A 13,672-nucleotide genomic window follows, 5' to 3' on the forward strand; every position below is an offset into this window, starting at 1 on the left:
CGCTACGAGAAAATGCTTCACAGTGTTGGCCCTACGGCTACTTTGACATTGCAATCTGTTTCAGTAGTTGATCACGCATCGTGATCACTTTTTGGTTGGCCTCGCTCATCGCGTCCTGCGGGATCACGATCCCACGCAACGTGGTCTCGGCCGCTTGCTGATTTTTTTGAACAGTCCATTGGATTTGGCCGATTCGCAATCGTGCTTGATTCGACTGAACCCCACCGTGAATCGCAACGAGGGTAAGAGGTCGGATCGCTTCGATATACATCTTCTTGCTGGCAAGCAACTTGGCGTAGGCGGCCAACAGCGTGTCGGATAGACCGCTGCTGAGTTTCAGTTGTTCCAGTCGCTGGAAGTGTTGTTGCGCGATGATTGCACTCGATGAATCAATGGCCTGTCTCAGCAGGTGCACCAGTCGGTTGAATTCAGGATGGTCTTGGGCGTTGGGCTGCTCCGCCGCAGTTGCGGTTTCTTTCGTCCTCGGGCGCAGCTTCGAAAACAGTGGATTGACGCCGGTTTTCTGTTCAGGTTTGGGTTTCGCCGTCTCCGGTTTCGGGACGGCACGGCGGGATGCGACTGCGGTGTTCATGACTACCGGTGTAGAGCGAGTTCCGAGCGCTGCTGCGATGGGGTCATCATGCTCAGACGTCCTGCGAGACTTCGCGATACGCTGCTTATCGCTGCAGAACAAGTTGTACTGTTGTAGCCACGCGTTTCGCGAGACGACGTCCCAGCCTTCGCAGTCCACCCAATCTTGCCGCAACATCAATAGGCCAATCGGCAATCCTACCGCCACGCCGATCAAGTGCAGCATTTCCGACGACATTGAAAAGCCTCCTAATGCCAAAAACGCAAGCTGCATCATTAGAAACGCCGAAGCCAAGCTGATGATTCGTACCTCGAACGTCCCCATGCGAAAGCCGACGACCCAGAAGCAATCCATTTCGTTTTCAGGGGCCCACAACATTGCGATCACCAGCAACGAGAAAATCACGCCCGAGGCTCCGAGAGCGCCGCCTTCGCTGCCCAAGATGAACATGGGAAGCTGGACAATGATGCCGCCGACCAAGGCCATCAAAAGGTACAACGCCAAAAACGGCAGGTTTCCTATCTTGCCTTCGACAACCAATCCAAACGCCCACAGGAACAACATGTTTCCCAGCAAATGCATCAAGTCGGCATGCATGAATGCGCAGCTGATCCACTGCAGCGGATTGATCGTGTCGAATTGAAGGATCAGCCACTCAATCGACTCCACTTCCACATTGCCCAAGGCGACCTGGAGCGTGGTGAGGCAAAAGATCACAATATTGGTCGCAACTAATCCGCCTGTCACGATCGGCAGGTGGTAGACCGGAGCATCAGTCGTGTACGGGGCGATAAGGATCATTGGCAGATGATTGCACGCGGTAGATCGGACGTAGAGCCTTCACAGGAGTACAAGTTAATTGGAGCATCCGGCGAACTCGCGTTCCACTAATTCTGGGGACTACACGCCCCACAAAATCCAAAAAACGCGGGCTGGAATCCTTAAGTTCCGATGAATACGGGACTTATGGAATTCAAATCGATCTTGACCCACTGTGTCAACTCGATAGAATTCGTTGGTGAGGCAAGCTTGGTAAGGCAGGGGGACTCGGAGTTTCTTGCTGCTTGCGTTTTTCGCACACTTTAGCTCGGTAATGTGCTAGTGCGGGGAACGGGAAGTTTGCTAAACAAAGACTCGTGGTGAACGGTTGGGTGACTTGTGTATCGGATGCACAACGAATCATTAACTTACATTTGCTAGCAAGTGACATCATGATGGTCTGTCTTTGGACGAGACACGCTGTATTGGGCTGCATGTTGCAATACGCCGAGGTCATGTTCAAAGCTCCAGGATTCACAATGTAACGGCTCGTCATGCAGGGAGGATGGTTTCTGCCATGACCATTAAGACGGTCTTCACGACAGGCGAAGCGGCCAAGATTTGTAAGGTCAGCCAGCAAACGATTATCCGTTGTTTCGACAACGGTTCGTTAAAGGGGTTTCGTGTCCCCGGAAGTAAATTCCGACGCATTCCACGTGAACAACTTTTCATGTTCATGAAGGAAAACGGAATTCCCACCGACGCACTTGAAAGCGGCAAAAAGAAACTGCTGATCGTGGACGACGATCAAGATTTGGTCGAACTGATCAGCGAAGGTTTCTCGCGTGACGGACGTTTCGACATCCGCACCGCAAACAACGGTTTCGACGCCGGAATGGGAGTGAAAGAGTTTCGCCCCGATCTGGTGATCTTGGACGTGATGTTGCCTGATATCAACGGCAAAGAAGTATGCCAACGTGTTCGCAGCGATCCCGCGATGGATATGGTCAAGATCCTGTGTATCTCGGGGATGGTCGAGCACAACAAAGTCGACGCTTTGAAAGCGGCCGGTGCAAACGATTTCATGCAAAAGCCGTTCGCGATCGATGATTTGATCAACCGTTCGTGCGACCTGCTCGAAATCGAACGCGGCGTGATCAATTAAGCGGTCACGCGATAACGGAATTCGGCTTCGAGCCTCTGTCGTGGGATAGGCTTTCAGCCTGTCCTGTAGGATAGGCTTCTAGCCTGTCATCGGCTCTCAGACTGGGTGCGAGTTGTTGAGATAACAATACAAGTGCGACACGGATGGTCTTCTTAGCGTGATGTCCCCAACCCACTTGTTGCCCAGCCTGCGTTTCGAATCCAGTCGATGGTGGCTGCCCCGTTCGCTCGTTGCTACCGAGTGTTTGACGGGGTTGCTGTTGCGCAGCCATGAAACGGATCCGCTAACCATTGGTGATCAGGCCGAGCAGGGAAAGCACCTCGAACAAGGCATTTCAGGCGACGTTTCGCCAACGCCGGATCCGATCACGCTCCAGCGAACAATCGAAGCGTTGCGGACCGATCCGCCGCTGTTGATTTTCGCTGCTGCGTCGTTTCCCGGTGATTCGACGTCGTTGACCGGCTTAGCAGCTTGGCTTGCCGAAAACGCAATCACACAGTTTGCCGAGGGGGATGCGTTTTTAGGGGCGCCCGTGGTCACGTCGGCAATCCGATCACGCTGGAGCGAACTGGATGCGTATTTCAGAACGCTGCCGGTCGAACAATGGCTTGCGGATGCGACGCTCTGGCTCGAGGTGACCGGCCCGAGTGTTGCTGCGTCATGGCGAGATCGATGGCCGAGTCTCAGCTTCACCGCCGCGGAGCTGAACGGTGCGGTTCCTTCGCCAGCGCCTGAGATCGCGGCGGCCGATTCGCTTCATCAGCTTGCTCGGCAAATGCAAAACACCCGCACGCTCGAGCGATCGTTTGATCGTCGACTTCATACTCAAAAACTCGCTGCGCTCAAACAATTTGCTTACGGACTCAGTCACGAGATCAACAATCCGTTGGCGAATATCTCGACGCGAGCTCAACAATTAAAGCAGGGCGAAGCCGATCCGCAGCGAAGTGCGTCACTGCAAAAGATCGTCGACCAAGTCTATCGAGCTCACCAGATGATTGCCGACTTGATGTTCTACGCGAATCCGCCGCTACCGGAGACCTCGCAGTGTGATCTGAACAAGTTGGTGCGGTCGGTTGCGGATGAATTTGTCGACGAGGCTGATTCGCTGTCCATCCGTTTGGAAACCGAGACTCCCGTTGGCGAGCTTTGGTTTGACCTTGATGAACCGATGTTTGGCGAAACGCTGCGAGTCTTACTGCGAAATTCGATCGAAGCGATCGGGTCGTCCGGCACGATTGTGGTCTCGGTTGTCCCCGAGGCGACTCGCATCTTGATTCACGTAGCCGACAGCGGCCCTGGACTCTCGCGTGCGGCACGCGAACACGCGTTTGATCCCTACTTTAGCGGCCGCGAAGCCGGCCGCGGGCTTGGGCTGGGGCTGTGCCGAGCCTACCGGATTGCCAAGTTGCACAACGCCGACATCACGCTCGCCGGTGGGGCAGTCGGTTGTGTCGCCACGATCACAATGGGCAAGTTGCCTTCGTAGCGGATAAAATCTTCGTTCCCGAGCTCTGCCTGACGCCGTCAACGATATTCCTAGTAGCTACCTTCGCCAGAAGGTGGTGATTCACAACGGACGCGAACAATCCACGCTCTGGCGAGCGAAGCTACGAAACGCAAATGCTGCAATTTCCAGCCTGAAGATTGTTCATGGTGTTGGGCTCTGCCTGGGAACGCACTTCTTTCGAGGCTCCCGCTTCGTCTCTTGTCGCACCGCAGCAAACGCCCAAAGTGGCTGCCGCAACGGCAAATCTGCAAGCATCCAAAATCGCCGAAGACGCTAAAAACATCGAAAACATAGCCCGGTAGTCGGCTGGCCGGCGATCTCCAATAATTCTTTTTCGCTTGAACACGTTTCCACTTTACGATTGATGCAGAAACCATGCTAGATTCCGCCTTGGAATTGGTTCGATTGCAAGAAAATGGCGATTTAACCGCAGTTGAGATTGCTGAAAAAGCGTTGGCGTCGGTCCGCGACACCCAAGACTCGATCAACGCGTTCACTCATGTCGCGGCGGAACAGGCCATCGAGGCGGCTCGACGCGTCGATGCCAAACGCGCCGCTGGCGAGCCGCTTGGCATCTTGGCTGGCGTCCCCGTGGCGGTCAAAGACGTGCTCTGCACCAACGACATGCCGACCACGTGTTCCTCGCGAATGCTCAAAGATTTTCGCCCACCCTACGATGCCACCGTCGTCAGCAAACTTCGCGAAGCCGATGCCGTAATCATCGGCAAAACGAACATGGACGAATTTGCGATGGGCGCCAGCACCGAAACCAGTGCATTTGGGCTGACACGAAACCCGTGGGATACCAATCGCACGCCAGGCGGCAGCAGCGGTGGCGCGGCCGCTTGTGTTGCAGCCGGCTCGGTGCCGCTGAGTCTGGGGACCGATACCGGTGGTTCGATTCGGCAACCCGCCGCGTTCTGTGGGATCACGGGGATGAAGCCGACTTATGGACGCGTCAGCCGTTATGGGTTGGTCGCGTTCGCCAGCAGCTTGGATCAAGTCGGCCCGATGGCGTGGTCGGTGCCCGATGTCGCACTTCTGTTGGAAGCGATCGCTGGATTTGAACCACGCGACTCGACTTCGCTGAATCAATTTGTACCCAAGTATACCGATGTACTGCAGTCGTCCGATTTACGTGGCTTGCGAATCGGTGTACTCAGCGAGACTGCGGAAACCGCAGGCATTGATCCGGCGATCATGGACGTCGTCAACGAGGCGGCCAAGGTGTTCCAGAGTCAAGGTGCCGAGATTATCGAAGTCAATCTGCCACACAGCAAGTATTGGGTTCCGACCTACTATGTGATCGCTCCTTGTGAAGCCAGCAGCAACTTGTCGCGATACGATGGTGCTCATTACGGTCATCGCACCGATTCGATCGACATGCACAGCCCCGACGGCCCGCTGGTCTCGGCTTATTGTCGCAGTCGCGAAGAAGGCTTTGGTTCCGAAGTCAAACGCCGCATCATGGTCGGGACGTATGCGCTGAGCGAAGGTTACACCGACAAGTATTACAACCAAGCGTTGAAGGTTCGCCGTTTGATCAAAGGCGATTTCGACGCCGCGTTCTCGCAAGTCGATTTGCTGCTTGGCCCGGTTACACCATCGACCGCATTCCCGTTGGGCGACAAAATTGATGATCCACTGCAAATGTACCTTTGCGATTTGTTCACCGTCGGTGCCAATCTAGCTGGGCTGCCCGCGATCTCATTGCCCGGCGGAAGCGATTCGGCAGGTTTGCCAATTGGTATTCAATTGCAAGCACCTGCGCTCGAGGAGTCGCGTTTGTTGTTTGCGGCCAACGCATTTCAAACCGCCACCGATCATCACCAAAAACGTCCTTCCCACTGATTTCACGCTGTATTGCCTTTTTTCAAGACACTGACTTGCGAGTCCGCACACGGCTCGTGATCGCACCGTCACCCCCCATTCACTTGCGCCAATGTCCACTCATCAAGTCACCACCGTCATCGGGCTGGAAGTTCACGTTCAACTCAAGACAAAAACGAAACTGTTTTGTGGTTGCAGTACGGAATTTGGGGCGCCGCCGAACACGCAGGTCTGTCCGGTGTGTCTGGGGCTTCCCGGCGCACTTCCAGTGATCAACGAAGCAGCGATCGATTTGGCGATCCGCACCGGGTTGGCGATCAATTGTTCGATCCCAGAGATGACCAAGTGGGATCGCAAGCAATACTTCTATCCCGATTTGCCCAAAGGGTATCAGATCAGCCAATTTGATTTGCCAATCTGTGCCGATGGTTATCTCGAGATTGTCGATCCCGCCGATGACGAAAGCACTCGCCATATCGGCATCATTCGTGCGCATCTCGAAGAGGATGCGGGCAAGAGTATGCATGACGAGGTCGCTGGAAAGAGCGATACGCGAATTGACTTGAACCGCTGTGGCACGCCGCTACTGGAAATCGTTAGCCAGCCCGATCTGCGTTCAGCGGCTGAGGTCCGCGAGTATTTGACGCAGTTGAAATTGATCCTGATGCATCTAGATGTTTCCGATTGCGAGATGCAAGAAGGTAGTCTTCGTGTGGATGCCAACGTGAACCTGCACATCGAAACCGATGGCAAAAAGATCGCCACACCGATCGTCGAAGTCAAAAATATGAACAGCTTCCGCGCTGTCGAGCGGGCGCTGGAGTACGAGATCGAGCGACAGTACATCGACTGGGAAGCCGACGGATTGACGATCGATGATCGAGCCAAAACGACGCGGGGCTGGGACGATTCGAAAGAACGGACCTTCATTCAGCGTGAAAAGGAAGAATCGGCCGACTATCGTTACTTTCCCGATCCCGACTTGCTGCCAATCCGTATCCCGTCCGAGCGCATTGAACAGGCGAGGCTAACGCTTGGCGAATTGCCTCAAGCAACGATCAACCGATTGCAAGGCCAGTACGGATTAAAGACTTACGATGCCAACGTGATCGTCAATCAAGGCCCGGCAATGATCGCCTATTTTGAGCGATCGGCCGAAGTCTCCGGAGACGCTAAGCGATCAAGTTCGTGGATCCAACAAGATGTGATGCGAACTCTGAAAGAGCAAGACACATCGATCGAAGCGTTTGCGGTTTCGAGTGACCAGTTGGGGGCATTGTTAAAAAAGGTCTCCGCTGGCGAGATCGACAATGCACGTGCTCGTGATGTGTTCGCATACATGCTCGAGCACAACGTGACGGTCGACGAAGCAATGAAGTCGCTAGGGATCGAAAAGGTCGATAGCAGCGAGTTGGATGCGCTCTGCCAAGAACTGCTTGACGCGAATCCGCAAGTCGTTGCCGATGTGCAGGGCGGCAAGGTGCAAGCGCTGGGGGCGTTGATCGGACAAGCTAAAAAGAAGAACCCCAACGCCAATCCCGGCAAAGTCCGTGAAACCTTGCTGCGGCTGATCCAGTCCTAAGTCAGCACGGACCGATGTGGATAGGAAGTTACTATCCACACGTTGCGATCGCCCACGGCCAACGCTGTGAAGCATTTCGAAGCGGAACTCGTCAACGACTTGTTGATTTATTGAGCCGTGACGCGTCAGCGGCCGGGGCCCACGCGGTACCCGGTGCCTTTCGGCCAATGTTATCTACTTTGGTGCTAGCCGGGTGTTTTTTGTAGCGAAGCGGCGCGAGCTGCCCGGTCAATGTCGAACGTTTTACTCGCTGCAACCGGACGGCTCGCGCCGTACCGCTACCCGAAGTCGATGCCATTGGACGCTGACGACGACGAACCGAGCTCCGTGTTCAATTGCTCGCCGTGCCGAATCTATCTTTGCACTTTCTAACGGTCGCTCTGATCCCATTCGCACACTTCTGTGCGTCGATGCTCGGTTGAAAGTAAGGTGGCAAAATATCCGCTGAATTTTTTTGTTCGGCGTTCAATTTGCGGTTGTCGGCTTCGAACGTGGCCTAGATGCTGTAGCATCGCTACAGGCCACAAAAGGTTGTTGATCGCACCACGTTCAGCGGCTCAAGTTGCAGGGGCCAGCGGCAACGTGTTGCAACCTCCTTATCTGAAAGTAGTCGAGCGGCGGATGGAACCATCAATACCGCAATCATCCGATAACGCCACGAAGTCACCCGCCGGATGGCGTCGCTTTGGTCGTGTTTCCCTCTTCTTTGTCGTCTTGGTCGGGATGCTCGTCGGGTTAGGCACATTCACGTTTGGGTACGGCAAAGGGGCCAGTTATATGAGTAGCGACCCGGTGATGTGTATTAATTGTCACGCGATGCAGAGTCACTTCGATTCGTGGCAGCACTCGAGCCATCATCACGTTGCGGTTTGCAACGATTGTCATTTGCCTCACGATGCGATCGGCAAATGGGTGACCAAGGCGGACAATGGTTTCTTTCATTCGCTGGCGTTCACGCTAGGTAACTACAAAGATCCGATTCAAATCAAGCCGCGTAACAAGCGAGTGACGCAGAGCACGTGTGTGGATTGCCACAAAGATTTCGTGCACTCGATGTTGCCAGCGGTTAAGGGCGAAGACATGCAGTCGTGCGTGCACTGTCACGCCGATGTAGGCCATGCCCAGCGTTAGTGTTTTATTCTGCTTTTTTACTCACTTCTCTTTGAGCATGGTTTTCGTTAAATGGAATCCAAAAAATCACGCGGTTTTGGCTTGTTGATGGTGCTGACGACATTGGTAGCGATGGCTACGGTCGGTGTCGTGGCGTTGCTTGTCAGTATCTTCGAACGCAAGCAGGAAGCGAGAAAACCGTTTGTGCGATTGGTCGAAGTCAACGAAGTGAGTACCGACCCCGAACCGTGGGGCGTCAATTTTCCGCTGCAATACGAAGGTTATTTGAGAACCGCCGATACCGAGCGTACCGAGTACGGCGGGAATCATGCGTTCACGCCAAGTAAGCTCGAGCAGGATCCTTGGCTGAAACGATTGTACGACGGCTATGCCTTTAGCGTCGACTATCGCGAAGCTCGCGGGCACGCCTTTATGCTGCACGATCAAGAGGTCACCAAACGGGTGACCGATTTCAAACAGTCCGGCGCCTGTTTGCATTGCCACGCCTCGATCATTCCGACCTATCGCCGGATTGGACTCGAGCAAGCAGGGGAAGAAGTTAGCGAAGCCAAACTGGCCGAAGGGTTTAACCAAGAAGCAGTGATGGCGGGTTTCCGAGCGGTCAGCCGCAAACCGTACGAGGAGGTTCACGCCGAGTTGCTAAAGACGCATGACGGCGTCACCCAGGCCACCGAAGGCGATCCGCATATGGGCAGTGCCCATCCGGTTTCGTGCATCGATTGTCACGATCCGGACACGATGAAGATCCGTGTCACTCGTCCTGGGTTCATTGATGGAATCGCAAAACTTGCTCGCAGCGACGATCCCGTTCCCCATTTGCCAAGCATTCAAAAGTGGCGTGATTCAGGCTCAGAGACCCCTTACGATCCCAACACCGATGCGTCACGTCAAGAACTCCGCTCGTTCGTATGTGGGCAATGCCATGTTGAGTACTACTGTGCCAACAAAATGACCTTAACCTTCCCCTGGGGCAACGGGCTGAAGGTCGAGGATCTCGAGCAGGAATGGGATGAAACAGAATTCCCCGATGACGGTGGCGAGTTCTACGACTTCGTCCACAAAGAAACCGGAACCAAGGTCTACAAGGCTCAGCATCCTGAGTTTGAATTGTGGAGCCAGGGGATTCATGCTCGCGCCGGAGTCAGTTGTAGTGATTGTCACATGCCGTACGAGAAGCAGGGAGCAACCAAAGTCAGTAGCCACTGGGTTCGCAGCCCGATGCTGAATATCAATAAGGCGTGTCAGACGTGTCACAACGTGTCCGAGACCGAGTTGCAAGCACGCGTCGATACGATCCAGGATCGCACACGAGCTCTTATCGATCGCGCGGCTGTCGCCATGACCGAGATGCTCGATGCGATCGTGATGGCACAAGAAAACGGTGCCACCGAAGCTCAGATAAAACCGATCCGTGATCTGCAGCGCAAAGCGATGTGGCGATTGGACTACATCAGCAGCGAAAATTCGAAAGGCTTTCACGCCGACCAAGAAGCCGCGCGGATTTTAGGCGAATCGATCGACTACAGCCGCCAAGCCCAAGCCGCCGCCTACAAGCTAGGCTGGAAAGCCAATGAGTCAGAATCCAACGAAGTGGCGACGAAGTAATGGTTGCAGTAGCGAAAGTCGCCAAGACTTTCGGTCACCTTTGCCGTCCCCGTAGCGAAAGCCGTCAAGACTTTCGGCCATCTTTGCGGCTCTCGTAGCGAAAGTCGTCAAGACTTTCGGCGGATGATCGGAACGGTTGAAGGCTCGTGGCTGGCAGTTAGAAACTCGGCATTCCGAGGTAGTTTAGATAGCGCAAGTTTAGTTTCGATTCTTGGGACCACTATTGCGTTTGTGTCAACTCGATTCGATGTCCATCGAGATCACTTACCACGGCACGTAGCCCCCAGGCGGACGGTTTGGGGGGACGGATGGATTTACCGCCAGCGCGTAATAAGTCAGAAAACGCAGTCTCAACGTCTGACACTGCGAATCCGATGCGAGTCTCGGTCGTTGGCGGAGCATCGGCGGCAAGAGGGTAAATCTCAAACGTGCAGTTTTCCAGTTCGGCTGCGTAGTGCTCCGGACCATTGCCGTGTCGGTGCTTAAGGAATTCGAGTCCTAGGGCAGAATAGAACGAGGATGCTTGCTCTGCCTGGTGCGACCGAATGACGATCAGGTTACATCTAACTTGATTCATCCGATTTCTCTGATTCAGGTGGTAAGCATGCGTCAAATCTCGCTGCCAAAAGAATGGCAAAATGATGCGGGCGACAGAAAAAGGAGAAGGCCATCAGCGTCCGCGTCCGGCACGGCGCGCCCATGCATCCCCATTTTCTAACCTTCCATCATTTAACCTCTCTTTGCTCCGAAGGTGCGCTCGTCGCAGTGGCCGTCGGATTGAACAGGAGATCGCAGAGCAAGCGGACTTTCGCCAGTTTCCCCCCGAGACACTCCTTTTCCCCCGTCGGTTGCCTTTTTCGCGCGTCGACGAAGCGAATGGAAATCGCGAAGACCTTTCGCAAAACACGGAGTGGGCCGAGTCTCGGTCGCTCGTTCAATCGTTGGCTGGTGGATCGTCGGCCCGTGAATCGGTTGAGGTTCCGCTGGGGGCATTGGTCGTCTCGGCACCCGACTGGGCCGCCTCGAAGCGATCACGGTAGAGCCATCGTACCCAGAAACGAGCTTTTCGTAGTTGAGGATCGTTTGGGTCTGCGGTGTGACGTTTGCCACGGCGGGTGCGAAGCAAGACGCGGCCCTCTTCGGTGATCGATTCGACGACCCAGTACTTATCGACGGTGTAACGATACAGATTGCCCTTGGACGCCGCGTGCACATTTTCAGCACGTGGGCCGGGCGTGGTACTGCTCTTCTGTTTGCGATAAATCACCCAATCGCCGGGGCGGAATGAGTGCTTGAACAAGATCATCACATCCTCCATGAGTATTGGTTACGTGACGGTATTCGTTACGTGACTGTCTGCCGCCATTATGACCTGTTTCTAGTAGCGGTGTCAGGGTGGATCCCCCCATTAGTCGAAATGCGTTGTCTCACCCGTTTGCCATTTGGATGCTGAAACCCGAATCAACGGCGACCGTTATGACCGGGCGCCAGAGATGATCCGTCAACGACAGTGCGTACAGACAGTACTTATGGCAGCAGAGGACGTCGCCGCGGTGGTTAGACTTGCCCGCGCCAGCAGTATAGGAGTCATGCAAAGCCGCCTTAGGAGAATCCAAGCCGTTTGCGGCCGTTCTCGGCGGTGACGTCATGTTTCGCGCCGTGCCGCTTGCCTCGATCTGCCGCAGCCGGATCGTGTTGATTGCGGCCGCTTCCGTACGTTGTCACGATCGAGACGCCGCATTCCAATCGAAGCCATTTTCGTGCGGCGTCTTGAACCGCCATCGTGCGAGCATGCACCAAGGCGGTTTCGCTGACCACTTCGCTCGGTTGGCCGGCGTCATCTTCGTCAGACGAATGGTGGCGAGGCAGACCGCGAACATAGCCTTCGGCATACGACGCTCCGCTGCCACGCGAATGGCCGCCGTATTGCAATTGGGCCGCCGTCGCTATCGTCAGTAACAGTTCTCGAAACAGCGTGATACAGTTCTGGACGTCCTCGACCGGCCCGTAGAACCAAAACAAGGTCCGATTGCCTTTGACTCCGTAATACCAGCCTGTCATCGGGAAGATTTCTGTGACCAAGTAGGCGGCTAGCCATTTTTCCCACGCGCAGGCTCGGCGTCCGTTGACCGGGCACGCTCGACGGGTAAAGCAGACGCTTTCGACATTGTCATCGTCGCGGATGTCTTCGCGCGACAGGTTGTGTCGCAGCATCAAGTTCTGCATCATTCGCAACGCATTGCGTTTCTCGCCTTCGGTGCTGGCGTGGTTGTTGGCCGTGCTGTCCAACGCGCGGAGCCGATGCAGGATCTTGTCGAATTCCTTTTGCGTCGTCACCTGCTCGGCATTTTGCGATGACCCCGGTGCAGGGCAGGGCAGGGTGGTTTCACTCGCCGTCGCCACACACGTCCAGTAACCCACGATTTGATAGTCGGGTTCTTCGCTGGGGTTCCACGTGTCATGGATCACGTGATCAATCACGGTACAGAAGTGACCGTGACGTCGTCGTGTGGGCATTTCCAAATGAACCACCACGACCCCTTTGGGCAGCGAGTCGGCAAGGAACCGCTGTCCGCGGCCCGGTGTGTATTGCCAACGCAGCTGTTTTAAGTAAGCCTCGCTATGATGCGTGCAAACTCCATTGCGAGGGGTTTTATTGCTCACCTCACCAAGTTCGCGATAGACATCGCGGTAACTTGTTCCCGTGGCGATCGCGATCGAACGAGTGACGCAGTCGCCGGTCAGTCCCACAAACCCGCTGGCTGCCCGCCCGCCGTCATTCCAGATAAATTCCATCACTCACCTAATCGAATCGCGTCTCAGGGCACCGGTTTTGATCGATCCGTCGCTATAGCACGCCTTTGGTGCTTGGGATCGCATCGCTTCGTGGGTCGCTTTCAGCCGCCATCCGGATCGCTCGTGCGGTCGCTTTGAAAACGCATTCGGCGATGTGGTGCGAGTTGCGGCCGTGGTGCAACACGACGTGCAGATTGCTGTGCGAATTCGCCGCAAACGATTGCCAGAAATGTTCCACCAATTCGCTGTCAAATGTGCCGATCTTTGCCGCAGCAATCGGCGCGTGGTACTCAAACGCATAGCGGCCACCGAGATCCACCGCGGCGGTCACCAAACATTCGTCCATCGGCAGTGTGAAGTGCCCATAGCGTCGGATTCCCGCTCGGTTGCCCAACGCTTCGTGCATCGCTTGGCCAAGTGCGATGCCGATATCTTCGGCGGTGTGATGATCGTCGACATGAAGATCGCCTTTCGCCGTTACATCCAAATCGATCAACGCGTGTTTGGCAAGCAGGTCGAGCATGTGGTCGAGAAAACCGATGCCCGATGCGCGTGTGCCGCCGCCATCGCCGTCGAGGTTCAGCGTCAATTGGATATCGGTTTCGCCCGTTTTGCGAGCGATCGTTGCGGTGCGTGTCATGCGTTTTTCTTCAAGTAGTTTTCGAGCAACATCAAGCAGACATCAATTTGTTCATCGGTTCC

At 55.0% G+C, this 13,672-nt stretch carries 11 protein-coding genes; 6 read left to right on the plus strand and 5 right to left on the minus strand.

The window, feature by feature from the left end; all coding sequences use genetic code 11:
* Window positions 1-37 precede the first annotated feature (37 nt).
* On the minus strand, window positions 38-1,393 hold the full coding sequence (locus tag ABX962_RS15525; protein WP_372720942.1) for a rhomboid family intramembrane serine protease: 1,356 nt from the start codon (window positions 1,391-1,393) through the stop codon (window positions 38-40).
* Window positions 1,394-1,928: 535 nt separating this feature from the next.
* Between ABX962_RS15525 and ABX962_RS15530 the strand changes: the two genes are divergently transcribed.
* The 6 genes from ABX962_RS15530 to ABX962_RS15555 all read left to right on the plus strand — a co-directional run bounded on the left by ABX962_RS15530 (window position 1,929) and on the right by ABX962_RS15555 (window position 10,174).
* The gene (locus ABX962_RS15530) at window positions 1,929-2,516 is read left to right on the plus strand and encodes a response regulator (RefSeq protein ID WP_372720944.1); all 588 of its coding nucleotides are present in this window, start codon (window positions 1,929-1,931) and stop codon (window positions 2,514-2,516) included.
* Window positions 2,517-2,676: 160 nt separating this feature from the next.
* Window positions 2,677-4,005: a PAS domain-containing sensor histidine kinase gene (locus ABX962_RS15535; protein WP_372720946.1), complete on the plus strand. Its 1,329-nt coding sequence runs from the start codon at window positions 2,677-2,679 to the stop codon at window positions 4,003-4,005.
* A 396-nt stretch (window positions 4,006-4,401) separates the two neighbouring features.
* Window positions 4,402-5,877: an Asp-tRNA(Asn)/Glu-tRNA(Gln) amidotransferase subunit GatA gene (gene gatA, locus ABX962_RS15540; protein ID WP_372720948.1), complete on the plus strand. Its 1,476-nt coding sequence runs from the start codon at window positions 4,402-4,404 to the stop codon at window positions 5,875-5,877.
* A 91-nt stretch (window positions 5,878-5,968) separates the two neighbouring features.
* Window positions 5,969-7,438: an Asp-tRNA(Asn)/Glu-tRNA(Gln) amidotransferase subunit GatB gene (gene gatB / locus ABX962_RS15545; protein ID WP_372720950.1), complete on the plus strand. Its 1,470-nt coding sequence runs from the start codon at window positions 5,969-5,971 to the stop codon at window positions 7,436-7,438.
* 534 nt (window positions 7,439-7,972) lie between these two features.
* On the plus strand, window positions 7,973-8,569 hold the full coding sequence (gene nrfH, locus ABX962_RS15550; RefSeq protein ID WP_372720952.1) for a cytochrome c nitrite reductase small subunit: 597 nt from the start codon (window positions 7,973-7,975) through the stop codon (window positions 8,567-8,569).
* 51 nt (window positions 8,570-8,620) lie between these two features.
* Entirely contained in the window at window positions 8,621-10,174 is a 1,554-nt protein-coding gene (locus ABX962_RS15555; RefSeq protein ID WP_372720954.1) for an ammonia-forming cytochrome c nitrite reductase subunit c552, read from the plus strand.
* Window positions 10,175-10,394: 220 nt separating this feature from the next.
* Here the strand turns inward: ABX962_RS15555 and ABX962_RS15560 are convergent, their stop codons facing one another.
* From ABX962_RS15560 to hisB, 4 genes are all read right to left on the minus strand, one after another.
* Window positions 10,395-10,751 (minus strand): VOC family protein, encoded by a 357-nt coding sequence (locus tag ABX962_RS15560; protein WP_372720956.1) that lies wholly within the window; start codon window positions 10,749-10,751, stop codon window positions 10,395-10,397.
* A gap of 357 nt (window positions 10,752-11,108) precedes the next feature.
* Entirely contained in the window at window positions 11,109-11,480 is a 372-nt protein-coding gene (locus ABX962_RS15565) for a hypothetical protein (RefSeq protein WP_372720957.1), read from the minus strand.
* A gap of 296 nt (window positions 11,481-11,776) precedes the next feature.
* Window positions 11,777-12,970, minus strand: coding sequence for a DUF2786 domain-containing protein (locus ABX962_RS15570; RefSeq protein ID WP_372720961.1), 1,194 nt, complete (start codon window positions 12,968-12,970; stop codon window positions 11,777-11,779).
* A 52-nt stretch (window positions 12,971-13,022) separates the two neighbouring features.
* The gene (gene hisB, locus ABX962_RS15575; RefSeq protein ID WP_372720959.1) at window positions 13,023-13,610 is read right to left on the minus strand and encodes an imidazoleglycerol-phosphate dehydratase HisB; all 588 of its coding nucleotides are present in this window, start codon (window positions 13,608-13,610) and stop codon (window positions 13,023-13,025) included.
* Between the last annotated feature and the right edge of the window lie 62 nt (window positions 13,611-13,672).

Origin of the sequence: Novipirellula sp., from assembly GCF_041583735.1 — a bacterium.
Lineage (GTDB): Bacteria > Planctomycetota > Planctomycetia > Pirellulales > Pirellulaceae > Novipirellula.